This window comes from Moraxella sp. CTOTU46711, from assembly GCF_031975715.1.
GTDB lineage: Bacteria > Pseudomonadota > Gammaproteobacteria > Pseudomonadales > Moraxellaceae > Faucicola.
The window spans coordinates 1-26,352 of record NZ_DALYMP010000004.1 but is presented as its reverse complement, the minus strand read 5'-3'; the positions used below and the strand labels follow the sequence as shown (position 1 = coordinate 26,352).

Annotated in this window: 19 protein-coding genes and 1 tRNA gene; 12 read left to right on the top strand and 8 right to left on the bottom strand. The window is 43.5% G+C overall.

The window, feature by feature from the left end; genetic code table 11:
• From RTJ53_RS07120 to RTJ53_RS07080, 9 genes are all read left to right on the top strand, one after another.
• Complete coding sequence (locus RTJ53_RS07120; RefSeq protein WP_312276434.1) at positions 1-1,524, top strand: exonuclease SbcCD subunit D C-terminal domain-containing protein; 1,524 nt, start codon at positions 1-3, stop codon at positions 1,522-1,524.
• Complete coding sequence (locus tag RTJ53_RS07115) at positions 1,521-5,306, top strand: SbcC/MukB-like Walker B domain-containing protein (RefSeq protein WP_312276433.1); 3,786 nt, start codon at positions 1,521-1,523, stop codon at positions 5,304-5,306. Before RTJ53_RS07120 ends, RTJ53_RS07115 begins: the two co-directional genes overlap by 4 nt.
• 201 nt (positions 5,307-5,507) lie before the next feature.
• Positions 5,508-6,422, top strand: coding sequence for a bifunctional enoyl-CoA hydratase/phosphate acetyltransferase (locus RTJ53_RS07110; protein ID WP_312276432.1), 915 nt, complete (start codon positions 5,508-5,510; stop codon positions 6,420-6,422).
• A gap of 40 nt (positions 6,423-6,462) precedes the next feature.
• Entirely contained in the window at positions 6,463-7,692 is a 1,230-nt protein-coding gene (locus RTJ53_RS07105; protein WP_312276431.1) for an acetate/propionate family kinase, read from the top strand.
• Between the two features lie 311 nt (positions 7,693-8,003).
• Positions 8,004-8,600, top strand: a complete 597-nt coding sequence (locus RTJ53_RS07100) for a phasin family protein (protein WP_312276430.1) — start codon at positions 8,004-8,006, stop codon at positions 8,598-8,600.
• 184 nt (positions 8,601-8,784) lie between these two features.
• The gene (phaC, locus tag RTJ53_RS07095; protein WP_312276429.1) at positions 8,785-10,929 is read left to right on the top strand and encodes a class I poly(R)-hydroxyalkanoic acid synthase; all 2,145 of its coding nucleotides are present in this window, start codon (positions 8,785-8,787) and stop codon (positions 10,927-10,929) included.
• Positions 10,930-11,104: 175 nt separating this feature from the next.
• Positions 11,105-11,767, top strand: coding sequence for a 2-polyprenyl-3-methyl-6-methoxy-1,4-benzoquinone monooxygenase (gene coq7, locus RTJ53_RS07090; RefSeq protein WP_312276428.1), 663 nt, complete (start codon positions 11,105-11,107; stop codon positions 11,765-11,767).
• 245 nt (positions 11,768-12,012) lie between these two features.
• Positions 12,013-13,056 (top strand): tetratricopeptide repeat protein, encoded by a 1,044-nt coding sequence (locus RTJ53_RS07085; RefSeq protein WP_312276427.1) that lies wholly within the window; start codon positions 12,013-12,015, stop codon positions 13,054-13,056.
• A gap of 184 nt (positions 13,057-13,240) precedes the next feature.
• Positions 13,241-15,556 (top strand): esterase/lipase family protein, encoded by a 2,316-nt coding sequence (locus RTJ53_RS07080; RefSeq protein WP_312276426.1) that lies wholly within the window; start codon positions 13,241-13,243, stop codon positions 15,554-15,556.
• 105 nt (positions 15,557-15,661) lie between these two features.
• On the opposite strand, the gene RTJ53_RS07075 is transcribed toward RTJ53_RS07080, so the two are convergent.
• From RTJ53_RS07075 to ndk, 5 genes are all read right to left on the bottom strand, one after another.
• Positions 15,662-16,561 (bottom strand): LysR family transcriptional regulator, encoded by a 900-nt coding sequence (locus RTJ53_RS07075; protein ID WP_007116438.1) that lies wholly within the window; start codon positions 16,559-16,561, stop codon positions 15,662-15,664.
• 227 nt (positions 16,562-16,788) lie between these two features.
• Positions 16,789-19,029 (bottom strand): DNA polymerase III subunit gamma/tau, encoded by a 2,241-nt coding sequence (gene dnaX, locus RTJ53_RS07070; RefSeq protein WP_312276425.1) that lies wholly within the window; start codon positions 19,027-19,029, stop codon positions 16,789-16,791.
• Positions 19,030-19,094: 65 nt separating this feature from the next.
• Positions 19,095-19,433, bottom strand: coding sequence for a Grx4 family monothiol glutaredoxin (gene grxD / locus RTJ53_RS07065; protein ID WP_007116440.1), 339 nt, complete (start codon positions 19,431-19,433; stop codon positions 19,095-19,097).
• A gap of 173 nt (positions 19,434-19,606) precedes the next feature.
• Positions 19,607-20,107 (bottom strand): 2-C-methyl-D-erythritol 2,4-cyclodiphosphate synthase, encoded by a 501-nt coding sequence (gene ispF / locus RTJ53_RS07060; RefSeq protein WP_312276424.1) that lies wholly within the window; start codon positions 20,105-20,107, stop codon positions 19,607-19,609.
• A 772-nt stretch (positions 20,108-20,879) separates the two neighbouring features.
• Positions 20,880-21,311 carry a nucleoside-diphosphate kinase gene (gene ndk, locus RTJ53_RS07055; protein ID WP_309596860.1) on the bottom strand — a complete coding sequence of 144 codons (432 nt, stop codon included), beginning with the start codon at positions 21,309-21,311 and terminating at the stop codon, positions 20,880-20,882.
• A gap of 289 nt (positions 21,312-21,600) precedes the next feature.
• Here ndk and RTJ53_RS07050 point away from each other — a divergent pair, with 289 nt between their 5' ends.
• The 3 genes from RTJ53_RS07050 to RTJ53_RS07040 all read left to right on the top strand — a co-directional run bounded on the left by RTJ53_RS07050 (position 21,601) and on the right by RTJ53_RS07040 (position 23,583).
• A complete protein-coding gene (locus tag RTJ53_RS07050; protein WP_312276423.1) occupies positions 21,601-22,419 on the top strand; it encodes a phosphodiester glycosidase family protein in 819 nt (272 codons plus the stop codon).
• A 150-nt stretch (positions 22,420-22,569) separates the two neighbouring features.
• A tRNA-Ile gene (locus RTJ53_RS07045) sits at positions 22,570-22,646 on the top strand.
• 328 nt (positions 22,647-22,974) lie between these two features.
• Complete coding sequence (locus RTJ53_RS07040) at positions 22,975-23,583, top strand: TetR/AcrR family transcriptional regulator (RefSeq protein WP_312276422.1); 609 nt, start codon at positions 22,975-22,977, stop codon at positions 23,581-23,583.
• Between the two features lie 211 nt (positions 23,584-23,794).
• On the opposite strand, the gene RTJ53_RS07035 is transcribed toward RTJ53_RS07040, so the two are convergent.
• The 3 genes from RTJ53_RS07035 to RTJ53_RS07025 form a co-directional block, all read right to left on the bottom strand.
• Entirely contained in the window at positions 23,795-24,094 is a 300-nt protein-coding gene (locus RTJ53_RS07035) for a DUF1330 domain-containing protein (RefSeq protein WP_312276421.1), read from the bottom strand.
• A 3-nt stretch (positions 24,095-24,097) separates the two neighbouring features.
• Positions 24,098-24,781: a type 1 glutamine amidotransferase domain-containing protein gene (locus tag RTJ53_RS07030; protein ID WP_312276420.1), complete on the bottom strand. Its 684-nt coding sequence runs from the start codon at positions 24,779-24,781 to the stop codon at positions 24,098-24,100.
• Between the two features lie 668 nt (positions 24,782-25,449).
• A complete protein-coding gene (locus tag RTJ53_RS07025) occupies positions 25,450-25,752 on the bottom strand; it encodes a putative quinol monooxygenase (RefSeq protein ID WP_312276419.1) in 303 nt (100 codons plus the stop codon).
• Positions 25,753-26,352 lie beyond the last annotated feature (600 nt).

The following is a 26,352-nucleotide window of genomic DNA, read 5'->3' as shown; positions in this document are numbered from 1 at the left end:
ATGCTCACTTTATTACATACATCAGATTGGCATTTGGGGCGTAGGCTTTACGGTAAGCCACGCTACGATGAATTTAAGCAGTTTTTAGACTGGCAGTTACAGGCGCTGCGTGAGCAAAAAGTCGATGTGCTACTGATTGCAGGGGATATTTTTGATACCACCGCACCCAGTAACCAAGCGCAAAATTTATATTATGATTTTTTAAGTCAAGTTTGCGATACCGGTTGTCACCATGTGGTTATCGTAGCGGGCAACCATGATTCAGCCAGTTTTTTGGAGGCACCCAAACAGCTACTCAAAGCCTTTAACATCCATATCATCGGTAGTATGACAGATACGCCGACTGATGAAGTGATTACGTTATCAGATAAAGCAGGGCAACCTGAGCTCATTGTCATGGCAGTGCCCTACTTGCGTGACCGTGATGTGCGCACCGTCGGGCATGGCGAACGCCTTGATGATAAAGAACGAAAACTTGCCCAAGGCATCAAAGCCCATTATGCACAGATTGCCGATATTGCGATTGCGCAACAAGCGAAGCTGCAAGCCAAATATAAGCGTACCATTCCGATTGTGGCAACAGGGCATTTATTTACTGTGGGCGGGCAAACAATGGAAGGCGATGGGGTGCGTGATTTGTATGTCGGGTCACTTGGTAGTATCGGTGCAGAGATTTTTCACCCACAGATTGACTATGTGGCGCTTGGGCATTTGCATATCCCGCAAGTGGTTGGCGGACAACCACACATCCGTTACGCTGGCTCACCCATTGCCATGGGTTTTGGTGAAAGCCGCCAACAAAAACAAGTGCATTTGCTGCGATTTGATGCCAATCCTGACTTACTGTCTCAGCCATTACAGACTTTAACCATTCAAAAAAAACCGCTTGTCTCTGCGCCAACCCCTGTCAAAAAACGCAAAAGTGTGAGCCATGCGTCGATGGATTTATTTGCGGATGAAGAGTTGCCTGAATCATCCATGCTTGACGCGATAAATGCAGAGGCTGAGATTGAAGTAGCTATTGACGCACAAGCGAGCCATAAAGCAGGATATGACAAACCCAGTGATCATCTAAGTGGGCAACTTAGTGGGCAACCTTACAATATAGCCAAGCTTAGCGATACTACCCTCCTGCAATCTCTGCCTGTCCCTGTATTCCAATCCATACAAACGCTCAAAGGTGATTGGCAAACCATCAAAACTAGCTTACACAGCCTAAAAAATTCCCAACAATCAGTTTGGCTTGAAGTGGTCTATGACGGGCAAGAAGTCGTGGGTGATTTATCAGAAAAAATTGCAGAACTGGTTAAAGACTCTAGGCTTGAAGTACTACGCATCAAAAATCAGCAAAAACGCGATCAGGTGATGCAAAGCCAGCGCATGGATGAGTCACTTGAAGAGTTAAACCCGACACAAGTATTTGAACGCTGTCTAATTGCCCATCAAGTGCTAGAAGAACAAAAACCCATGTTATGGTCAAGATATACTGAAGTGCTTGAAAGCTTGCAAGGGGGGCAGCAATGAGAATCTTAAAGCTTCGCTTTCAAAACCTTAATTCATTGCAAGGCGAATGGGAAATTGACTTTCGTCATGCCGCCTATGCTGATGAAGGTATTTTTGCTATCACAGGCTCGACAGGTGCGGGTAAAAGCACCATTTTAGATGCCATTTGTCTTGCCTTATACGGTGCGACGCCACGCTTGGGCGAGATTACCCAAAGCAAAAATGACCTCATGTCACGCCATACCGGCGAATGTCGAAGCGAAGTAATTTTTGCCACCAAAAATGGCAGTTATCGCTGTACCTGGCTACAAAAGCGCGCCAGAAAAAACCCCGAAGGCAACTTGCAATCGCCAATGCACGAAATCGCCCCTTTTACCGATGATGCTGCAGATTTACCACCGCTTGAAACCCAAACCAGAAAAACTAGAAAACTGGTCGCTGAATTCACCGGCATGGATTTTGACCGTTTTACCCGTGCCATGCTACTGGCGCAAGGCAGTTTTGCCGCTTTTTTGCAAGCCAATAGCGATGAGCGCTCCAACCTGCTCGAAGAAATCACCGGCACCGAAATCTATGGCGATATCTCAAGAAAAGTACACGAGTTTAAAACCCAATCAGACGCTGAACTTAAGACGCTCACGGATCGCTTATCAGGCATGACGGTGTTATCTGATGAAGAGGTACAAAGCCTAACCTCACAAAAAAACGCCCTAATTGACATCGTCAATGAAACTAAAACCGCCTTGACTAAAATCGAGTCTGATAAGCTATGGCGACAGAACCTTGATGCATACACGCACCAAATCCACCAACTTGAGCATGAAGCACGCGACATTGCCGAGCAAGAAAGCCAATTTGCTCCACAAAAAAACCAACTACAGCGCGCACTAAAAGCCCTTGAAGTGTCGGGTGATATTAAAAAACTTGACTATCAGCGCGATTTATTGACCGCACAGCTCAGTGAGCTTGCCAGTTATCAACACCAGCTACCCACCGCCGAACGCGATTACCAACTTGCTCAAAAAAACCAAGATGAGCGTCAAGCACTAGCCCAGCAAACCGAAAACGACTGGCAACAGGCCCAACCGCTATTAAACCAAGTGCGCAAGCTTGACACTACCCTTGGGCAAAAAAATCAGTACGCCCAAGAGATTGCACAGCAGTTGTCACAGCTTAGTGAGCAATTGGCTCATAATGCCCAAAGCATTGATAGTCAGCAGCAGCAGCTTGTCAGCCAGCAAACACAACGTGAACAGCTTACCCAAGCGCAGCAGCAAATCCCCCATGCAAAAACTTTGCCTCAAACATTAGCCTCCCTCACCCAACTACAGGAATCTAGCCAAGCACTCTGTGAACAAGCGCAGGCATTCGCCACCCAACAGCATCAGTTACAAGTTGATTTTCAGCACAATGAGCAGCAAGCCAGCGCTCTGCAATCACAGCTCACGCAATTGCAATCACAAATTTCTGAGCATCGACAAAACTTAGACAGCCAAACCAGTCAATTATATCATCTGACACAAGGGCAGTCAGCGGCAGTGTTGCGCCAGCAGGCTGAAGCTTATTGGCAAACCGACCAGCAGCTTGCCGCCATGCAAAGCGATGTGCAGACTTGGCAAACCAACCTGCAACACTATCAGCAATTTGCGCAGCAATTAGCCGAGGGTCAAACTCAACTGGCTCAGATTGCTAGCCAACGACTAACTAGCGAGCAGCAGCAACAAGCCGCCCAGCAGACCGTTGAATTGTTAAATCGCAACTTGATTTTATTGGCAAAAATTCAAGATTTGACCGAGGAGCGCGATAAGTTACGCCACGGCGAACCTTGCCCGCTGTGTGGGTCAACCGCGCATCCTTTCGCCACCCATCAATCCTACACGCCCGATGATACAGAGCAACAATTAGCGATTGCCAAACAACGGCTTGATGACATCAATCGCCAATTACAGCAGTTATTGCTTGAAGAGCATGCACTCACTAATAGTCAGCAACAGCTCAATGAGCATTTACAGCACCTACAGGCACACAACCAACGCTTATTAAATCAATTCCAGGTTGCCAGCCAACACCTTATACATGCTCAGCCTGTACAACAGGCAATTGAAGCGTTGCCGCCCGTTGCAGCCCTCAGCACCGATGACGATATAGACCGCCAAGCCCTTCAAACATTGGTGACGATAATCAAGGCTCAACAAACCAACAATCAGCAGGCTCTGGCAGCGCTGCAAGATTCACTGACGCAAATCGAAGCCGTACAATCAGAGCAGCAGCAAACCCAGCAGCGCTTAGCAAAACTGAGCGAGCAATACCATGATGTTTTGCAGCAACACACCTTGCTACAAAATCAGCAGCAACATCGTCAAGACAGAATCCGCGATATTGATGCCCAGCAATTGGTCATCGCCGATAAACAACATCAAGTAATACAGCGCATTGACAAGTTACTGATGCAGTTTGCAACGCGCGAGCGCACTTTTAGTTTTGCTACCACACAGGATGTGAATGCCCAATTCAATCAGCATATCGATACCCTTGCGCAACTTTTACAGCACTATCAGGGATTAGAAACTAAGCTTAGCCATATCAATAACACCATCACAGGGATTGAGCAAGCGCTCACCCGATTGGTGGCAGACCAGCAACATTTAACCCAAAATCAACGCCAAGTCCGTCAGCGACAGCAAGCGTTGGCGCAAGAGATTAGCGAGCTACAGGCGCAGCGATACGCCTTGTTTGGCGAACAAGCGGTAGACATCGTCTCTCACGCATTAATCCAAGCAAAAAATCAGGCTTTGCAGGACTATCAAGCTATCCAAACCGCCTTTCATGAGCAGCTAAGTCAGCTGCAGATTTTGCAACAACAAATCGCATCTTTGACCACTAGCACCACCCAACTAAAAACTGCCCAGCAAACCCTACAAGCCGATATCCAGCAGCGTTTTGCGACATTGGGTTTTGTAGATGACGCCGATTATCGCGCTGCGGTGTTGGTCGATACCGAGCGAGAACGCTTACAACAGCTTGCCAGTCAACTCCATAACAGCCAGCAGCGCAATCATAACCTACTCTCTGAAGCCAAACGCATACAGCAGCAGTTACTCAATCATCCCCAAACTGCGCTATCAGTTGAACAATTGCTCGATGCGCTTGGGCAATTGCAACAGCAATTTAGCGAGCAGCAAAAACAATTGGGCGCCGTTGAACAGCAGCTAGCAGCCAATGAAGCCCTTAAAAAAAACCAACAGCAACTATTAGATGCCATCAACCAACAGCGCAACTATACCGAAGAATGGAAGGTATTGCATCAGTTGATTGGTTCAAGCGATGGCAAAAAATTCCGTAACTTTGCCCAAGGCTTGACCTTTAATATCATGGTTGCCCATGCCAATGAACAGCTCAAAAAAATGAGCGACCGTTATTTGCTGATAGCTGATAGCGAGCAGCCCTTGATGCTCAATGTGATGGACAATTACCAAGGCGGGCAAATCCGTACCAGTAAAAATCTATCAGGCGGTGAGAGTTTTATTATCAGCTTGTCGCTTGCATTGGGACTGTCAAATATGGCCAGTCACCGCATGCAAGTAGATTCGCTGTTTTTGGATGAAGGCTTCGGTACGCTCGATGAAGAAGCACTCGATGTAGCGCTCGACACCCTAACCAACCTACAGCAATCGGGCAAGCTAATTGGCGTGATTTCCCATATACAGGCGCTCAAAGATAGAATCAGCAGTCAAATCCAAGTAGTGCCGCAAACAGGGGGCATCAGTAAAATTATCGGTGCCGGTATTACCAAGCTTAGTTGACTCAGTCTAGCTTTGGTTAAGCCAAATTAAGTTAAGATAAGATAAGCTAATAAGTTAAGCGGCGCGGCAAACCCATCGCAACAATCGATTCATCTTGCTGTCATGTCATTGATTCATACTGTTTTATGTCAATCTATACCGCTCACTTAATCAAAACCTGAGTGCTTAGTGTTATTTATGTCAACTCATAAGGGCAACACGATGTTAACCAAACTTTCGCAGCTTTTAGCACAAGGGCGCTTTGTCTCGCCTGTCCCTGCCGTGGTGGTGCATCCTACTACCGATATCATTTTGCAATCTTGTATCCAAGCACATCAGCACCACATCATCACCCCGATTTTGGTCGGTCCAAAACACAAAATCGAAAAAGCCGCTACTGACGCCAATTTAGATATTTCAGACTTTATGTTAGTGGATGCTGAGCATAGTCATGACGCGGTTGAAATCGCCGCAAAAATGGTTCGTGAACAGCAAGCCGACTTTATCATCAAAGGTTCAGTGCATACCGATGAATTAATGGGTGTCTTGATCGATAAAACCCAAAACCTACGCACCGAGCGCCGTATGAGCCACGTGTGGTTAATGGAAAGTCCCACGTATCACAAGCTTTTGACCTTGACCGATTGTGCACTCAATGTGGTGCCAGATTTGCTGACCAAAAAAGACATTTTGCAAAATGCGATTGATTTTGCGCACGCGCTGGACATTGAGCAGCCTAAAGTAGCCATCTTGGCAGCGGTTGAAGAAGTCAAACCGCAAATGCAATCGACCATTGATGCCGCGGCGTTATGCAAAATGGCAGACCGGGGGCAAATCACCGGCGCCTTGCTTGATGGGCCACTAGCGTTTGACAATGCGATTAGCCAACAGTCTGCGGATATCAAACATATCCACTCACCTGTCACGGGCGATGTCGATATTTTACTGGTACCTGACTTAGAAGCGGGCAATATGCTAGGTAAACAGTTAATTTATTTGGGCGAAGCTAAAGCCGCTGGTATTGTCATGGGTTCAAAAGTGCCGATTGTGTTGACCAGCCGTTCGGATGATGAACTCGACCGCCTGTATTCCATTGCCCTTGGCGCCTACGTTGCGCAAAAGCGTAAACAAGCTTGATGTTAATTCAGGTTACTTGAGATTAATTGAGGTGACTAGCATGAACGATTCTGTAATGAGGCATACTGACTCGACTCACCCGATTGTGGTGACCTTTAACGTGGGTTCAGCGACTATCAAAATGGCGGCGTACGACACGGCTAATGCAGTCGACTCATCCCCCCTTGCGTGGTCACCCTTGTTTGATGTCAATATCAACCTAAAAACCAAAAACAAAGTCTGGCACGCCATGCCCCAATCTTTGTCTGACTGGGAGCCCCAAGATAGCCTGAAAGACACCGCGGTAAGCCTGTTTACTCGTGTCAAACATGCCTTTCCCGCGCGTGAGATTGTCTGTATCCACCGAGTGGTTCATGGTGGTAAACGCTATCATGTTCCTGTGGTGATTAACGAGACAGTGATGGCGCATTTGGTGGAGTTATCACCGATATGTCCGCTACATCAGCCCCCTGCCCTATCTGTGGTCAAAGCGCTGCAAGCCATTGATAAAAATCTGGTGCACATCGCTGCCTTTGATACCGCCTTTCACTACCATCGCCCAGAGATTTGGTCTAGTTATGCGCTCCCAAAAACGCTGCGTGATCAAGGCGTGCGCTGTTATGGCTTTCATGGTTTATCGTATCAGGCGATTATGCGCAAACTTGAAACCTATCTCCCAAAGATTGCCAAAAAACGCTTAATCATCGCGCATTTGGGTAGTGGCTGTAGTATCACCGCGGTCGAAAATGGCAAATCAAAAGACAGTACCTTTGGCTTTAGTGGATTAGATGGCGTGCCAATGGGTACCCGTCCGGGTCATTTGGATTCTGGGGTGATTTTGTATATGGTCGAGCAAGGTTGGACGCTCGAGCAAATGAACCAATGCCTATATAAAGAGTCGGGTTTGCTCGGTTTATCTGAAATTAGCAATGACGTGCGTGATTTGCTCGCTAGCGATGACCCACGCGCCAAATTTGCACTGGCGTATTTTATCACGCATGCCGCCAAAGAAATCGCAAGCCTGATGGTCAGTACGAAAGGCTGTGATGCGCTTATCTTTACCGCAGGGATAGGTGAGCAATCGGCAATTATCCGTCAGATGATTGTCGAACAACTCGATTTTTTAGGTTTTAGTTTGGATGCGGATAAAAATATCGATGGCCGTATTGACGTTCCGATTTTGCGAATCAACTCAGACGATGACAAACAAATTTATGTCATATTGACCGATGAGCAACTTGAATTAGCTTTATCACTTGAGCATCCAATCACGATAAAACCCAATAATTAAAAGTGACAAGCCTGTCAACTATTTTTAGGATAAATGGTAAGATATAACCGATTTTTATCGGTTACCTACGCTTACTGTCTAGTTGATTATACTATTACAAATATTAACATAAATAGTGATTGTTTTTTACTTTTAAGCTCCTCGCAAGGTTTAATTTAGCCATTTTTCATGATATTGTAATATCAAGCAAATAGACTATGCTTAAATCTTATCGCATTCATTTTAGTCATATTTTTGATTAGAAAATGTATCGCAACTTGGTATTCTAAAATACCCTTCTTGTTTTTTCTGGTAGCCTAATGAGGTCAATTATGAACAACGATTTTATGGATAAAATGAAAGATGGTTCACGTCAAATGTACGCACCATGGTCTCGCTTCAACCAAGCGATGTTACGAAATGCGGAAAAAATGACTGACTTTTCTTTAGAAACAATGCGTCATTACTCAGAAATGGGTCTTGAGCAACTTCGCAATGTTTCTTCTGTTGACTCTCCAGAAGCGGCTTCAAGCTTCAACCAAAAACAAACTGAGCTGCTCAACCAATTGGGTCAAAAAATGTTGTCAGATGCACAGCGTTTGACTGAGCTTGGCAATGAAATCCGTAATGAAGTCATGTCAGCGATGAATGAAATCTATAGCCAAAATGCATCCAGCATGCAAGATGCCATGCAAAGCGCCGCTAGTAACGCATCAAAAACGGCAGAAGACTTTAACCGCAAAGTAAACGAAAATATGCACAAAGCGGCAAACCAAATGTCAGAAGCGGTTAAACAAACCACCCAAAACATGAACAAAGCTGCGACTAACGTGACTGCTGCGGCAACCCGCACCACTAATGATGTACCACAAACACAAAATAGTGAAGCGGCAAAACCTGCAGCAAAAACAACCCCTGCAGCAAAATAATTAGTTTGATGCATCGTAGTCATTCTTAAGACTGTATCATTTATAAACAGCTATTTATGTTTTACCTGATAGATGAATGGCAGCTTATGAATTTATAAAAGTGGTGGATTAGACAGATGCCTAATCCACCTTATTTTTAAGTAAGCGTGCATATTCACAGCGAATTCTTATCAAGCACATCATAATGACGGGACTTATCATGGCAGACAATAAAGACACCCAATATCAAGGAACGAACGCCCATTCCTCAAGCGACAATGCTTCAAATAACAATACTTCCAACACCCAAGGCGCAGAGAATACCAATACCACCAATGCTTTTGGCTACACGCCATTTGCCAATTTTCCCTTTGGCAATAATGCATTTGGTTTTGGTAGTAATCCTTTTAACAACTTTGGAACCAACGCCTTTGATCTGCCGCAAAATCCGCTGGATTTTTTGAGTAAAACCAATCCGTTTGCTCACATGGCCTCTAGTATTCCGCCTTACAATCCTGCGGTTGGTGAATTCTATAGCGAATTTTTTGGCAATATGACCAAACTCAGCCAACAAATTGCACAGCAGTCGATGCGTGCCAACCAAGCGCCGCAGTACACCAATACATCCATCATGATGGATTTAATGGATGGCTGGCGTAAAATGGGTCAAATGGTGACCAATCACCCAGGCACGATGGTTGAAGACCAATTGCAGTTATTTAAAGACCAAATGCACTTGTGGCAAAACACGCTACAACAATTTGCCGGTAAAAAAATCGACCCAGTGGCAAGTCCTGAAAAAGGCGATAAACGCTTTAATGATGAAGAATGGGAAGACAATCCTATTTTTAACTTCCTAAAACAGTATTATTTATTAACCACCCAAGCGATGATGGATGCGATTGATGGCGTTGAAGGTATTGATGAAAAAACCCGTCAACGCTTGGCTTTTTTTACCCGCCAATGGATCAATGCAGTGGCCCCAACCAACTTCTTAATGACCAACCCAGAGGTACTACGTTTGACCATCGAAAGTCGGGGTCAAAATTTGGTTCAAGGTATGAAACAGTTGGCTGAGGACATGGGTAACAGCGCTGATACCCTCAATATCCGTATGACTGACCAGAGTGCGTTTCGGGTGGGTGACAACATCGCCACCTCAAAAGGAAAAGTGGTATTTGAAAACCACATGATGCAGCTCATCCAGTATGACCCTTCAACCGAAAAAGTAAAACAACGTCCGTTGCTGATGGTGCCACCTTGGATCAACAAATTCTACATCATGGACTTACGTGAGAACAACTCGTTTGTACATTGGGCAGTCAATGAAGGTCATACGGTTTATGTCATCTCTTGGGCGAACCCGACACCTGAGTACAAAAATGTTGGCATGAGCACTTACATGAAAGACGGTGTGCTTGCAGCGATGGATCAAATTGAAGCCATCACAGGTGAAAAAACCATCAATATTACAGGTTATTGTATTGGGGGTATGTTGACCGCATTGACGTTAGGCTATCTTGCCGCGACCAAGCAAGAAAGCCGCATTGCCAGTGCGACACTTTGGGCGACTATTATTGACTTCTCAGATCCAGGTGATATTGGCGTCTTTATCGATGACAAAATCGTTGCGGCGATTGACAAGCAGAACGCCGACAAAGGCGTGTTTGATGGGCGAATGATGGGCGTGTCATTTAGCCTACTCCGTGAGAACAGCCTATACTGGAACTACTATGTGCAAAACTACCTCAAAGGCGAACGCCCTGTACCTTTTGACTTGTTATACTGGAATTCAGACTGTACCAACGTGACCGCTGCGCTGCACCATTTTCTACTGCGTGAGTTCTATATCAACAACTTGCTGCGTAAACCGGGCGGGGTCGAAATTGACGGCGTGAAAATTGACCTATCAAAAGTTAAAATTCCCGTATTTATGGTGGCAACCTTGCAAGACCATATCGCAAAATGGAAAAGCTGTTACCCAGGCACGCAAGTATTTGGCGGTGAAAAAGTATTTGTGTTGGGGGAATCAGGTCATATTGCAGGTATCATGAACCCCCCAGGTAGTAAATATGGTTATTACACCAATGATAACTACACTGCGGATGCTGACCAATGGTACAAAGACGCCACCTATGTTAAAGACACCTGGTGGACAAGATGGCATGACTGGATCAAACCATTTGAGGGCAACGAAATCAATGCCCGTGTTGTCGGTCAAAATAGCCAAGGTAAAGAAATCCCAACCTATGGCGATGCCCCAGGTAGCTATGTCACGGTCAAAGCGACTGAAGCCTTAACTGGTCATAACTTTGCAGAAGCCTACCGTTCACAATTACCACCGGTATAATATATCGTTATTACACAACATCCCGTGATTGCCTAGCCTCTCACGGGCTTTTTATAAAATAGCCAAATCGCTCATAAGCTACATAGATTTGCTAGTCAAAAGTTGTGATATTGAGTAGAATTAACGCCATATTCTGCGCATAATAGCGATTGGAAACACTTTGAATAGAGCGCCTATGTCGATTGAACCAGCACAAAACAACCTATCCCTTAGTAAATTAGACCGCAATATTGTCTTCTTTGATCGGGCGATTCGCTCGTTTATTCCAAACAGTAATCTTAGCACCCGTCCTTTGCCTGTCTCTAGCCCCGATGTGCCAAAACTCTCCGTGGAAGAAGCGCGTCATGTCGCAGGTCTCATGCGTATCAATCATACTGGCGAAGTATGCGCGCAAGGACTTTATCACGGTCAAGCATTTACTGCTAAGCAAGCAACGGTCAAAAAAGCCATGCACCAATCTGCGCTAGAGGAGATTGACCACTTGGTGTGGTGTGAGATACGGTTAAATGAATTGGGCAGCCATCCCAGTATTTTTAGTCCGCTTTGGTATGGGCTATCGTTTGGCATGGGTGCGGTAGCGGGATTGATTTCCGATGAGTTTAGTTTGGGGTTTGTCGCAGAAACGGAAACCCAAGTCAGCGAGCATTTGCACAGCCATCTTGGCAAGCTGCCAACACAAGATAAACGCAGCACTGAGATTTTAAGCCAAATGGATAAAGAAGAATTACATCACCGTGATAAAGCAGTCGAATCAGGTGCCAGCCCATTGCCAGTACCCATCAAAACCACGATGCGTTTTTTGGCTAACTGCATGAAAACGGTGGCGTATCATATTTAGCCAAGCGTGTTTAACCGAACGTGTTTAGCCAAGCGTGTTTAAATGAGCATGACTGACAGCCTCAATCGTTTGCTGGCGCGTTTATTGCTATAACCTTGCTTAAGCGCGCTGTTTTCGCGTAAAAATATAACAATAACTTTATTTTTTTTTGATAGTATTTTCAGATTATTGCTTTACATTGTTGCTATGGGATAAGCTGATTGATTTGTGCAATCTATCCCACCCAATTTTTTAAGGAAATTTCAATGACTCACATGGTAAAACCCCTAGCCTATACCTTAGCTATTTTGATGGCAACGAATGCCACTGTAGGGATGGCTGCAACTGCAACCGCAAAAACAACGACCAAGACGACCACCACCAAAACCACCGCGGCAAAACCCGCTACCCAGACAAAAGCAACTAAAAAAACCACGGTGACCAAAGCCAAAACTACCAACAAATCAACCGAGAAATCGGCTGATACGGTCAGTAATAGTGTGAAGGATACTACCCCACCAACGACAGCGCCGTCAGCCACCTCAAATACAGGTTCAGTGATAGTGCCTGTCTTGACCGCCCCCACGGTTGCCAACGTGATTTATCCATCTACCAACAGCGTACAATTGGTAGGCACGGATATTTCAGCGCAAAATCTTGCCAATATCCCACTGCCGACTTTAACGCTTAGTAATATCTCAACAATAAAAACCGTTTTGGTTCCACGAACCACGGATAATAGTACACAGTTAGATGTCAGCGTGTTAGACGATTTTATTACCTATGCTACCCCAATGGCACGTCACTACCCCCCTGTTTTTTCGAGCCGTACTGAGCGCTACAATACCACTGAGCGACTCAAATCCTTGACCGCATGGATTGAAACCTACGCACAAAATCCAAATGCCTCTTATGAGGTGTTACTGCGTGCAGCAAAACTCAATGCGATGGGTCGCAATCTGGATTTAGGTTCTGATTATGCCGTGCGTGCAGGCAATTATATCGCCCGTGCCGTGAGACTCAATGACACGGCAGAAGCCAACTTCTTATATGGCGCGATGCTCGCTGAGGGTGGCGGTTTTAAAGAAGGTGCCAAATACTTAGAAAAAGCCGAAAAAATGGGCTATCTAGAAGCTACGCAAAGTTTGGCGCAAGCGGATTTATTGGATGATAAAAAAGAACGTGCCATTCAACGGTTAACGGAATTTAAAGCCAAAAATCCAGACAATCCGTATATCGATGAGCAATTACGCATCGTCAATAGCGGTAAATACTATATTTGGGATATCCCTGCAAAAGTCGTTCAATAATTTTTTGCGTTCATACCCTAGCCGTGGTTTAATATCATTGCTAAGTCACCATGCTAATTCACCATGATAGTTGAATTTTAGCATGGTGATTTTTTTCACCCTGTCATTCAGTGATAGGCAGATTTTTTGCGCTATCTATTGTTGCTCTACTCTTTTTTGCTCTATTTTAGCCGAGTAAATCACCATGCCGCTAACAAACCAATCTACTAGATTTTGTCAAAAGTCTCTCATCACAGCGACGACATTGGTTACTATCATCACCCTTACTGGCTGCGCCACCACCAAAATCGGTAGCCGCGATACTGCAAGAGCCATCATAGATCAGCGCGTCAGCGTGTTGTCGGGCAGCCGCTTGAGTTCTGACACCAAAAGCCGTTTAGTGCAAGCCGGTTTAGATGAAGAAAAATGCTTGGCAAACATGCCTGCCTGTGTAGTGACGCTCAAGCAAGCGGATCTTAATACCGATAAAGGGATTTATGGCGCAATTAGTGAGCTGTTTTACGCCTCTGCCCAGCAGCGCCAGCAAGCCAAAACTTGTACCAATCCGCCAAAAGATTTGACCACAGACTATGCCAAAGATTTGGTTGGCAAGACCGACGTTGTAGCGCCCAAACCCGATGAAATCTCTTGTACCACCGCCTTTCAAGACGATATGCTGCAATCGATTCGATTTTCTTACATTTATTTGATGTACGATATCCTCAATCCAGCCGTCGTCAATCAACAACCGTCACAATTATATTATCTGCCAAAAGAACGCGACACCCAAATTCAGGATTTATATTACGCTGCCATCGACGCGTTAGGTGATCGCTTGTATCATCAAAAAATGGCAGAAAATTATCAAATCACTCGCAACAACTTGCGTGTCAATATCAATGGACAGCCGTTTACTGACAAATCCGCATCGATGAAGTTGATTTCAAGCTACCAAATTGATTTATCAAAATTTAATACCATCAGTCGCCGCGATGGCTTTGGTATCAATTATGTGGCGCTGCTTAATAGTCGCATCAATACGGCGGTGATTATTGACTTGTTGCAACACTATGCCAATGATACACCGCTAGAAGAACGTATCCACCAAACAGGGCATTTGCCTATGACTGCGGTGTTGGTGCCTAAAGGCAATACCATTGATGAGTTGCAAAAAACCACCGATTTTTCCCTTAATATTTATGATCCTTATCAATTTAAAAGTGTCTCTATACTCAACAAAGATTTTGCGCTATCGGCGAATTTTTCGGCAGCCTACGGCTTGTGGTCACAGGACAATCGCCTAGGCAATATCAGCTATCTAAGTTTGTTCGCCTCGCCCTATCAGCAGACCCAGCCGCATTTATTTATGCTTGAGCCCTACAACCCCAATAAACGCGTGATTATCATGATGCATGGGTTAGCATCGAGTCCTGAAACTTGGATTGGACTGACGAATGACATTTTTAATGACCCAAAACTTCGCGAAAACTTCCAAGTTTGGCAGATTTTTTATCCAACCAATATCCCGATGCTAGAAAACCGACACCAAATTTATGACTTGATTGAACGCACTTTTAAAACTGTCGATCCTGAGCAGCAGGACGTTGCCAGTCAACATTCGGTGCTGATTGGTCATAGTATGGGTGGGGTGATTGGGCGTTTGTTGGTATCAAATGATGACTTGACGCCCAAAGTCGAATCGCTGGTTGCTAATTACTCACAGCTGAATAATTTTTCAGCGGGCTACGCTGCATTTGTCCGTCATGCGCAAAACAAAACGCTCAGTGACCGCTTCAAACTTCAAGCGCTACCGCAAGTCGACCGTGCGATTTTTATCTCTTCGCCATTTCGTGGTACCGATTATGCCGATCGCTGGTTTACTCGCAGTTTGCGCCGTATCATCTCGCTACCGGCAGGATTTATCCGCACCGTGTATGGCAATTTAAATTCGCTATTTACTGAAGGCGTGGTTTCAAGCAATCCTCTGGCACAGCTATTTTTGGAAAATGGCGCGAGCCAGTTGAGCAGCCACTCTTACTTTAACCAATTAACGGCAGATGTCACAATCGCGCCCAATGTTGCCGTCAATAACATGATCGCCACTGATGATAAGGATTTGTCCAATGCGCTCAATCAGTTTACCGCTAAGGCAGCCAATAGCACTACTGCTAATATATCGGCATCCATAACATCTTTGAACAATGACAATACAACCGCGACCATTAAACCAGCCACAGAGACCAAGCTGTATAACACCACGAGTCTGGCGCAAGCCAAACAAAGTCTGGATGAGAAAAAGCAACTCTTAGAATCGGTGAAATATGGCGCAACCGACCGTGTCTCCGATGGTATTGTGCCGTACAACAGCTCGCATTTAGAAGGCGTGGAATCTGAAAAAGTGCTTACCGGTCGTCACAATGTTCATACTAGCCCGCAGGCGATTTTGGAGTTGCGTCGCATCCTGCATCAACAACTCGCTCGCTATGGTGTCACCCAAGCCCCCCCTGACAGACAGCCTTGATAGCCATTATCAGCATCAATAAAAAAGCGAATAGCCTTCACTATTCGCTTTTTATTAAACTGTTTTTTATTCAACTATTTATTGCTACTACTGACCGTCCAACCGCTAAACTTTAGCAAAATACTTGGTCAACACTTCAAGACAGCGCGTCACCTTTGCAGGTTGTTGTTCATGTCTAGGTGTTACGGCATACAGCATATAACTTGGCAACTGGTAACCTGGCAATACCTCTACTAGATCGCCATTTGCCAATTCTTTTTGGATATCGAGTGACATGATACGGGCAACGCCATGCCCTTCTTTAGCAAGGGTCGTGGCAAGCATAATGTTGTTGGTTTGAATACGCGTTGGCATACGCACGCGTGATTTTTTACCTGTTTCCACATTGATCATATCGACTTGATTGGGATCTTTGATAAGGCTAATGCCAATCATATTGAGTTTGGCCAAATCTTTTGGCTCGGTCAATTTTTCATTTTGACGTAAAAAATGCGGTGAAGCCACAAGCAACTGACGTATCTCGGTCAAAGGAAACGCCGATAAACTACTGTCATTAAGGTTTGGTGACATCCGAAGGGCGATATCGATACGCTCTTCAATCAAGTCAACATACTGATTATCCGCTTCAAAATGGATGGTTAAATCATCATGCGCCGAAATCCAAGTCGATAGCGCGGGTAAAATATGATTCACACCCAATTCTGGCGTGGTCGCAATGCGTAAGTTCCCTGCTAACTCATCGCGTAATTGATTGACACGGATACGACCTTGTTCGGCTGCCGCAACCACATCTTTGGCACTCTCATAAAAACTAGTACCTGCTTCTGTTAAGCTTAACTTACGAGTTGAGCGATGCAATAACACCACACCCATATCGTTTTCTAACGAGCGGATTTGTTGACTAACCGCACTTGTTGTTATGCCCAGTTCTTTTGCAGCACCACTAAATGAACCATGACGTACAACACTTGCAAAAACCGCCATGCCTCTTAAATTATCAAGCATATTTCACCCAATTTTATCACTTAATCAAAGTCACTTTTAAAAGCTGATGTATTATACGTTATTAGCAAGATAAATTAAACGACATCGGGATTTATTAACTAAAATTATTAATATTTTTTCAACTATTTAATGTTGTATTTTATTGATTTTCTTAACAAATATTGGTTTTCTTCAATTACTAGTTTGTTAAAAAAGTAAAAATTAGAATTTATATAAATTAAATTCACTTATTGAATTAACTTAACAGAGCTAATCGAGGCGTGTTGCTGCAACAGTGCCTGCGTAACTGCTTGTTGTTCAAGCTGGTGGGTAGCTTGTTGTAACGCTAGTTTTTCGCGGGCTTCTTGTAATGCTTCTGGTTTCAATTTCTCTAGCGCTTGAAAATTACTTGCCGACTCCGCCAAACGAATATCAATCCCCTCAAAAAGCTGTCGAAGTTTTTGGCAAAAATTATCAAAAGTTGCAGTATGGGTCAAAAAGCTTTGTTCAGTGACAAATTGGCTAACCCCATGAATCTCGCCCGTCATAACCCCGCGTTTGGCAAGCACTAATTCATCATCATCGAGCCAGCCTTGCTCACGGGCATTAAACACCCAATAATCCCATTTGGCAGGTGTCCATTCGCCTTCAAGTGGTACATCAGTGGGTTTGAGCAACGCCAGTGGCGATATATCAGTAATATCACTACCTTCTGCCACCCTAGTGTGATGGGAATTGTCAACATTAACACTGACATTGGTAGCTACGGCGACTGGCGCTAGCTCATTTTGTTTTATTGGGTTGCTATCCTGTGTAACCTTGACAGGTGGGGTAACAATGTCAGGTGCATTAACAATACCATGCACGCTAGTTTCATGATGACTGACACTGGGTTGCAAGTCAGATAAGCGATTGGCATCGTCTTCTATGGGTGGCGTTTGCTGTGTGCTGGTATTGACTGCGGCTTCATCGATAGATATGAAATGGCTATCATCAAATGCCTGTTGTTCAATGCCTTGTTGAATGCTTTCTTCAATGCTATCAACGTTTGACGCAGATTTGAGCAGATTGTCATCCGATAAGTTGTCATCACTCTGCGATTGTGGCACTCGCTCTGCATCAATGTCATGGTCTGACGGTAGCGAGGCTGATGACTGAGGTTCTGCTGCATCGCCAAAAAATGCGCTATGATAAGCTACCTGATTATTATTTGCCTGATTAGTCGCTGCCTGATATGAATAATTTGAGTCATCAGCGACAGTTACTTGTAAGCTATCTTCAGCCATCACTGAAAACTTTGCATCTTGCATGGATTCGCTAGGCGTTATGTCAACAAGTTGAGAATCAGGACTTTGAGAGTCAGCGTTACTAGCGATTGGCGGACGAAGCGGGATTTGATTACGACGAAGCGGCTTGAACGCCATCAAGCGGAGCAAACAAATCTCTAACGCTTGCATCGGCGTATTGGCTAATGCCAAGTTTTCACGGCTTTTTACCACAATGTCATAATATAGTTGTAATAGCTCTGCGGGTAACTGCTGAGCCAGTTGTTGCAATTGCTCGCTTTGCTGGCGATTGATTTGCAAATCAAAATTTGGCAAGGCCTGCAAAATTGCCAATTGATGTAGCGTCTCAGCCAACCTATCAAATACGGCTTTGGCATCCACCACCTGCTCACGCAGAAGCTGAATGGATTGTGTCAATTGCTGGGTATTTTGCTGGTAAATATTGGCAAGGATAGCGATGACATCGGCTTGGTCAATTAAGCCAAGCATCTGGCGAATCACTTCATCTGTGACATTGCCATTGCCAAACGCAATGGCTTGATCAGTGAGTGACAACGCATCGCGCACGGAGCCTTTGGCACTGCTCGATAGCTGCCATAAGGCATCAGGCTCGTAGCTGATTTGCTCTTTGTTAAGAATCGTGCCAAGATATTCAGCTAACGCCACTTGCGGCAAAGGTCTGAGCACAAATTGCAGACAACGCGAGATGATGGTAATGGGCAGTTTTTGTGGGTCTGTGGTCGCAAGCAGAAACTTCACATGCGCGGGCGGCTCTTCGAGGGTTTTGAGTAGCGCATTAAAACTATGCGTCGACAGCATATGCACTTCATCAATTAGATAGACTTTGTAGCGACCTTGGGTCGGTGCATACGGCACGTTGTCGAGTAATTCACGGGTATCTTCAACTTTGGTACGTGATGCCGCATCAATCTCAATCAAATCAATAAAGCGACCGCTATCGATGGATTGACATACACCACATACGCCACAAGGCTCGCTTGTCACCCCTGTCTCACAGTTAAGGCATTTCGCTAAAATACGCGCAATGGTGGTCTTGCCGACGCCGCGCGTACCCGTAAATAGATACGCATGATGCAAGCGCTGGTTATGGATGGCATTGATTAATGCTTTGGACACATGTTCTTGTCCCAGCAGCTCATGGAAGTTTTTTGGACGATATTTGCGTGCTAGGACTTGATACATGGTTATGGATACATGACAACAAAAACGTTAAAAAAAGAAATAACCTTAACCCGCTAGTAGTAAAACTAAACCGCTGGGCTATTGGCTTCAATTAGGGGTTGTAATTCACCGTCTTGGAACATTTGATAGATAATATCACTGCCGCCAATCAGCTCACCTGCCACCCATAATTGTGGAAAAGTTGGCCAGTTAGCAATCTGTGGCAAAGTTGCACGGATTTCTGGGTTTTCAAGAATATTGACAAACGCAAATGGGCGACCAATTTGGGTTAGCACATCCACCGCGCGCGCAGAAAAACCGCATTGTGGGAACTGTGGCGTGCCTTTCATATAAAGTAATACGCTGTGTTGAGCGATTTGGTCACGGATGGTTTGTTCGATGTCAGTTTGGTTCATATCAGTCATATGAAATTCCTTTATCAGGCTCTTGTTAAAGTAGAGCGCTATCTTCACAGCTAGAATTTGACTCACTAATGATGAGTGCAGGGTTGCTATTATACGCTATAATGGTTATCGAAAGTAAGCATTCAAGATGCCCACCCAAAAAAAGTCAGCAGCAATATCACCCGCAAATTCCATTAATCTGATGGAGTCACTTGTTCAAGCAATACCACGCAGCTCACCATAATGCCTTCTTGGCGACCGGTAAACCCAAGCTTTTCAGTCGTGGTGGCTTTGACGCTGATTTGGTCAATCGTGCAGCCCATGACACCGGCAATACGCGATTGTATCTCGGTACGATAAGGCAATAGTTTTGGACGCTCCGCCATGATGGTGATGTCGGCATTGATCAGCGCAAAGCCTTTTGATTGGATAAATTGGTACACTTGGTTCAGCAAAATGGTCGAATCTATATTGCGAAAACGCTCATCGGTATCCGGGAAAAACTGCCCAATATCGCCCAGTGCCAATGCACCAAGCAACGCATCACACAAGGCATGTAACACCACATCGCCATCAGAATGCGCAAGCAAACTGTGGGTATGGGGAATTTGTACCCCGCCTAATGTTATGAATTGGTTTTCTGTGCCGTCGTTGACAAAGGCATGGACATCAATACCCTGACCGATTCTTATCATGGTTAATCCTATTTTTTTATCTTGCTGTCGTGATTTTGGGGGAGCCATTGTGTTTGGTTTAGCGGTGTCTATTCTAACAGTTCTAACAGTGACTGTTTTAGTGGTCTCTATTTTAACGGTTAAAGTGTGATTTACAAGTAGTTAGGCTATCTTAAATAAAAGCTTTGAATAACAACTTAGATTAAAAACTTTTGATAACGACTTTGAATACAAACTTGGCATAACCAGCTACTATCACTGCTTGAATTAAAAATTGGGTGTCAAACGAGATTTGCCGTATAACGTCTAAAAAAATTGATAAATCCTAGTAAATTGCTATGGTATTTTATTATATAACGTTATATAATATAAAAATAAACCCATCAAGTGGGGAACTTGATGGGAGTGGGTAATGCACTACTTGTTGTTATTTTTATTGTTTCTTTCTTCTTCTTTGTTTTACTGATGTTAGCCATAATGCCAAATTATGGCTTTTTTATTTTTATAGTTTTTTATTTTATTTTTTGTCTTATTGATTCTGTCTTATTAATATCGTAGTCAACAAAGCTTGTATTTATGTCGTTATGAATTTATTTTAGCGGATTTGCGCCTGTGCTCTATGTGCTCTTTGTTATGAATTGTTAAATTAAGTTTCTTTAGTTTCCTTAATAAAACTATTAATATTAATTTTGCATCCTTATTTTTGCATTACTACTTTTTAATGATAAACCATCTGAGTGATAGGCAATAAAAAAACGGCTTAAAATTTAAGCCGTTTTTTGTTATGTCAAGATTAACGCGTACGTGGACAAACTTCATTGTCACTGAAAAAATAGCTGATTTCACGGGCTGCAGATGTGGTTGAGTCTGAACCGTGAACCGCGTTTTCATCAATACTGTTAGCAAAGTCACGACGGATAGTGCCTTCAGCCGCGTCTTTTGGATTGGTAGCGCCCATGATTTCACGGTGGTGAGCCACTGCGTTTTCCCCTTCAAGTACTGATACGACTACTGGACCTGAAGTCATGAAAGATACTAAATCGTTATAAAATGGACGCTCTTTGTGCTCAGCGTAGAAACCGCCCGCCTTTTCGTTGTCTAAATGCAACATTTTTGCTGCCACAACTTTTAAGCCTGCTTTTTCAAAACGGCTGTAGATTTCGCCAATGTGGTTGCCTGCAACTGCGTCAGGTTTGATAATTGATAAAGTACGTTCAATAGCCATGTTAATTTCCTTTAAAATAGAAGGGGATTATGATTTTAAGTGTGAGAAACTGTAAAAACAGTCCTTACCCTACCCGATGACTCTGTCAAATCGTGATTTGAAGACACGGGGTGCTGTTCTTAGTTGCCTATTATAATGATATTGAGGGCAAAAACTAGTTTAATTCATCACTGTTAAGTCGAAATTGCTAGAATATCAAGTTGAACAAGTTTTTTGTAATAAATGGCGGATATATTCTGTGATACGCAAATGGTATAATAGCCAATAGCTTAAATTTTCTCTCAATGGTATGACGCTCTCAAATATCACAAAAACACAAGCGGTTGTTGTCAGCCTATGCTTGGCGCTATTATTGGTGGCAAGTATCGGTTTGGCACGTCAGTTTACTGTCAAAGCCGTGCCAGATTGTCAGCGCAAAAACCAGCCGTTTGACTACAGTATCTGCGAGCTTGATGCTAAAAACGCGGCGAATTTTTCACTACAGTGGCAAAATCCCTCGTCCACGAGCCACCCATTATTACTCACCTTTACTACCCTGCGCGATTATTTGGCAAGTGAGCAACCTGCCAAAACCTTGCTGTTTGCAATGAATGCAGGGATGTACGATGGCAATTTTGCGCCGATTGGGTATACGGTCATCAATGGCAAGCAAATCCGAGCCCTAAATCTCAAGCAGGGCGGCGGCAACTTTCACTTGATGCCCAACGGGGTATTTTGGCAAGACCGTCAAGGTTTTTATATCACTGAAAGTCAAAGCATGGCAAAAAAACTGACAAGCGGAGCAAAACCGACCTTCGCCACCCAATCTGGACCCATGCTGGTCATCAATGGTAACATCCATCCGGCATTTGATGGCAATAGTACCTCGAGAAAATACCGCAATGGTGTTGGCGTGTGTGGTCACAATCCTACTAGCCGCGTCAAATTTGTGATAAGCGACACCCCTGTCAGCTTTTATGAGTTTGCCGATTTGTTCAAATCGCAATTGGGCTGTGACAATGCGTTATTTTTGGATGGCGGTAGCGCTTCAGCATTGTATAGTCAGACGCTCTCACGTAATGACAATAAATATATGGGTGTGATGATTGCGGTGACACAAGACAAATAATGCGTATTCCGTAAGACAAATTTATGCTGATTTAATCAGCGTTTTGCATAAAATTATCCATTTCCACATTGCAAAAATAATTTTTTAAGGTATTATAATCAGCCTAGTTTTGACAAATTTGCTTAGCAATATTTGTGACACTACCCTTTCGGGCCTATAGCTCAGTTGGTTAGAGCAGAGGACTCATAATCCTTTGGTCCACAGTTCAAGTCTGTGTGGGCCCACCATATAAAATAACCACTTAGGTGCATTAATCCTCAGTGGTTTTTTATTTTTTGGATTGTAATAATCAAATAGCGGCAATCACTATTTCAAAGCCATACTTTTAAACCCATACTCATGTCATTCGGTTTTGACTGTTACTTGGTTTTGACTGCCTGAATCAATCACCCAATCACTATCTAATTTGATATAAATATTTGTTTTATATTGAATTATCTTTGTTAATAGTTAATACTTCCAAGGAAAATGTCTTTACATTCATTGTAGATAAGTTATAATAAAAACAATACGACTGGTCTATTTTTTTATAATAGCGTATACGTCGTAATAAATATGGAGCCTACCCCTATCAAGAAGTCTGAAGCAAAACGCTTACACATTCTTAACACCAGTTCTGACCTGATTTTGCATAAAGGTTTTAGCGGTGTGGGATTACAAGAAATTTTACAAAGCTGCGAGATTCCTAAAGGTTCATTTTATCATTACTTCAAATCTAAAGAGTCTTTCGGCTGTGAGTTGGTACAGTATTATGTAGATAATTACCAACGCCGTTTAGATGAACTATGGCGTAGCGACCAATCCGCTTATGAAAAACTAATCGGGTATTTTAACCTATGGATTGAAGATCCTGATGCGCCATGTAGCTGGGCAGATAGCTGTTTAATTGTAAAACTTGCTGCAGAAGTCGCTGACCTATCTGAAGATATGCGCGCTATTATGTCCAATGGCGTTGATAAGGTAATCCAGCGGATTGCTGAAGTCATAGTCTTGGGCAAACAAGATGGGTCTATCCAAGCAGAGACTGATGCCTTGACGGTAGCCCAAGTGACTTACCAAATGTGGATGGGCGCAGCGTTATTAAGTAAGCTGCAAAAAGATAAAACACCATTACATCAAGCCTTAAAAGCGACAGCGTTTTTATTAAAAAGTGGACAGTCTTAAAAGTTAGCTTTGCTGGCTTAACCTCACTAACTTAACCTTAGTAACTTAGCTTCACTATCTTGGCTTCACGACAATAATAGCTGCAAAAATTGTAATAGCAGCCCATTCATACATAATGATTGGGCTGCTATTACTTTAATTTGATAACAATGCATATCACTCATGTACTAACTTGTAGGTTAGCTAGTGCATCTGGTAGCAGTGCTTTTTCTTAAATAGCGTCTTCAACACCTTCAATGATAAAGGCACGATAATTTGCCCCTTTTAGGCGATGTTGTAATGCTTCTTGATAGACGGGACTGTGATACCAATCTCGCGCGGCTGCCATATCAGGAAAGCGTAGAATAACAGCGCCTTCAATTTCATTGCCTTCAAGCACTTCTAATTCACCATAAAAAGCCAAGGGTGTTATCTCACGACCTTCACGAGCAAGCGGCGCTTTTTGTGCATATTGCGCCAGTTCCTCAACGTCCGTAGTTTGCTCACGGGTAAATACCACATATGCAGACATGGACTACTCCTTATTTAACAATTCAAGCAATGCGCTGGCGGTTGCAGCAGAAGAGGCAGGATTTTGTCCAGTAATTAGCAATCCATCTACTTGGACATACACTTGCCAATCACCCGCTTTAGAATAATGACCACCTTTTTCTTTGAGCATATCTTCGACCAAAAACGGTACAACTTCGGTCAATCCTACCGCTTCTTCTTCAGTATTGGTAAAACCCGTCACGGATTTACCGCTAACCAAAGGCTTGCCATCACTGGTTTTTACATGACGAAGAACACCTGGGGCGTGACAAACTGTAGCAACGGGTTTTCCTGACTCAATCGCTTGTTCAATCAGAGCAATTGAAATCGGATCTTCTGCCAAATCCCACAATGGACCATGTCCGCCTGGGTAAAACACGGCATCATAATCAGCGATAGAAATTTCGCTAAGTTTATGGGTCTGTGCCAACGCTTGCATTGCAATTGGATCGGCTTCAAAGCGATGCGTGGTTTCAGTTTGTGCATCGGCTAAGTTACTTTTTGGGTCTAGCGGTGGCTGCCCACCCTGAGGTGATGCTAGGGTAACTTCAACACCCGCATCAATAAAGGTGTAATACGGCGCCGCAAGTTCTTCTAACCAAAAACCTGTTTTCTTACCAGTATTGCCGAGTTTGTCATGTGAGGTCAGAACAAGTAAAATTTTCATGTTATTTTCTCTGATAGTTTTTAGAATTAAGGTTATCGCTACATGAGCACAGCAGTAAGTCGTGTGTGCAATGTAAAAGATGCCGAGCAAATCAATCCATTATTTAATAGCATTGACTAATAGCATTAAAAAAGATTGCGCGACTGATACCTGAGCAAATATTATCTGTCCAACAAACTTAAAAAATTACTCAATACTGCAAATATTGGTCAACGCTAGTCAACACTGGGATTTTGTTGTCATCATGCTGTCACTATACACAAAAATAGACCAGTCGTCTATTTATTTGTTGTGTAGATTTATTGATAGTATAAATAATAAAATTTAATCCACCGGGAAAAGCAGTTTTTGTAAGTAAGATAGCTAGCTGAAAACTTGATTTAAAACTTGGTAACGATTAAAACAACAAAGCGATATGATTAATTGCAGGGTAATTAGTTAAATGGCGCAAAGTCTAAATTTGCACATTGCTTACTATCAGCAAGTTAAGAAAATATTGTAATTGAATATATATAGTCAAATAAACGTCAATGATACAGTATGGGATGACCGATTAGATAAGTGACTGATTTAAGTGAAGTGATATAATTATAATAAAGAGCTGCTTTTTAGTTAATATTTTAGGCAGCTCTTTAAGAAGCTTAAGCTCAAGAGAATTGGGCTTCAATCTAAGCTGGCAGTTTACTCGCCAACACATCTACTTTTTCAATAGAAGGCGGTTGTGAAAATAGTTCATCTGCTTGGGCCATCAAAGCGGCGGCAACCTTGCCCGATAAATGAGCCTCGCGACCTGCTTCATCAGGGAATGCATCAAAAATACCAAAGGTTGAAGGTCCAAGGCGTAGACCAAACCATGCAACTGTGGCGGGTTCTTCATTGACGATAGGCAGCCCAGCTTTTAGGAAATCTTCTACTTCTTGTTCTTTACCTGGTTTAGCTTCAAGACGGACATATAAAGCGGTTTTAAGCATCCCTAATACTCCAATATTGACTAGCCGACATTGACTAGCATCAAAATTGAGTCTAAACCACTGTTATATTCATGTCAAACGGCTTTAGCGCATAGCTTTGTTGTATAAAGGTTACATAAACATTTATGCTTTAAGTCGTGGAGAATGTCTGTATCAGCTTAAATTTGAGGTTGATATTACCCGTTTATGCTTGCTTTAACCATAACCTTGCTTTAACCATAACAAAGAAACAAGCATAAGTGATAAGGTATAAATGATGTTGCACTAGCTACCCTTGATTGGATACACTGGTACAACAATAAATGACGGCATTTTACCAAGGGCTATTTTTGGCGCAAACACAGGCGCAAAATGTGAGCTTAGCTTGTATCCTTAACCTTGCGCCCTTGACCTTGCACCTTTAGCCTAGCCTAGACTCAGAATATCAACTATTTTTCATTAATTCTATCAGATTAGGCTGACTGACCCAAGCCAGCCTGTCTGCAATACACTAAAAACACTGCATTTAATTAAACTAACCCGCTATTAAACACCCATTATTACAAAAGGACAAATCTATGAAAGCCGTATCGTATGTTATCAATCACCATGATGATTTTA

What these genes read in the sequence shown, in the direction of transcription:
- phaC (WP_312276429.1), top strand. Translation starts at nt 8,785, where the DNA reads ATGACGGGACTTATCATGGCAGACAATAAAGACACCCAATATCAAGGA.
- ispF (WP_312276424.1), bottom strand. Translation starts at nt 20,107, where the DNA reads ATGATAAGAATCGGTCAGGGTATTGATGTCCATGCCTTTGTCAACGAC.
- RTJ53_RS07040 (WP_312276422.1), top strand. Translation starts at nt 22,975, where the DNA reads ATGGAGCCTACCCCTATCAAGAAGTCTGAAGCAAAACGCTTACACATT.
- RTJ53_RS07110 (WP_312276432.1), top strand. Translation starts at nt 5,508, where the DNA reads ATGTTAACCAAACTTTCGCAGCTTTTAGCACAAGGGCGCTTTGTCTCG.
- RTJ53_RS07105 (WP_312276431.1), top strand. Translation starts at nt 6,463, where the DNA reads ATGAACGATTCTGTAATGAGGCATACTGACTCGACTCACCCGATTGTG.
- RTJ53_RS07075 (WP_007116438.1), bottom strand. Translation starts at nt 16,561, where the DNA reads ATGCTTGATAATTTAAGAGGCATGGCGGTTTTTGCAAGTGTTGTACGT.
- RTJ53_RS07100 (WP_312276430.1), top strand. Translation starts at nt 8,004, where the DNA reads ATGAACAACGATTTTATGGATAAAATGAAAGATGGTTCACGTCAAATG.
- coq7 (WP_312276428.1), top strand. Translation starts at nt 11,105, where the DNA reads ATGTCGATTGAACCAGCACAAAACAACCTATCCCTTAGTAAATTAGAC.
- RTJ53_RS07080 (WP_312276426.1), top strand. Translation starts at nt 13,241, where the DNA reads ATGCCGCTAACAAACCAATCTACTAGATTTTGTCAAAAGTCTCTCATC.
- RTJ53_RS07025 (WP_312276419.1), bottom strand. Translation starts at nt 25,752, where the DNA reads ATGCTTAAAACCGCTTTATATGTCCGTCTTGAAGCTAAACCAGGTAAA.
- RTJ53_RS07115 (WP_312276433.1), top strand. Translation starts at nt 1,521, where the DNA reads ATGAGAATCTTAAAGCTTCGCTTTCAAAACCTTAATTCATTGCAAGGC.
- RTJ53_RS07030 (WP_312276420.1), bottom strand. Translation starts at nt 24,781, where the DNA reads ATGAAAATTTTACTTGTTCTGACCTCACATGACAAACTCGGCAATACT.
- grxD (WP_007116440.1), bottom strand. Translation starts at nt 19,433, where the DNA reads ATGACTGATATGAACCAAACTGACATCGAACAAACCATCCGTGACCAA.
- RTJ53_RS07085 (WP_312276427.1), top strand. Translation starts at nt 12,013, where the DNA reads ATGACTCACATGGTAAAACCCCTAGCCTATACCTTAGCTATTTTGATG.
- ndk (WP_309596860.1), bottom strand. Translation starts at nt 21,311, where the DNA reads ATGGCTATTGAACGTACTTTATCAATTATCAAACCTGACGCAGTTGCA.
- RTJ53_RS07120 (WP_312276434.1), top strand. Translation starts at nt 1, where the DNA reads ATGCTCACTTTATTACATACATCAGATTGGCATTTGGGGCGTAGGCTT.
- dnaX (WP_312276425.1), bottom strand. Translation starts at nt 19,029, where the DNA reads ATGTATCAAGTCCTAGCACGCAAATATCGTCCAAAAAACTTCCATGAG.
- RTJ53_RS07050 (WP_312276423.1), top strand. Translation starts at nt 21,601, where the DNA reads ATGACGCTCTCAAATATCACAAAAACACAAGCGGTTGTTGTCAGCCTA.
- RTJ53_RS07035 (WP_312276421.1), bottom strand. Translation starts at nt 24,094, where the DNA reads ATGTCTGCATATGTGGTATTTACCCGTGAGCAAACTACGGACGTTGAG.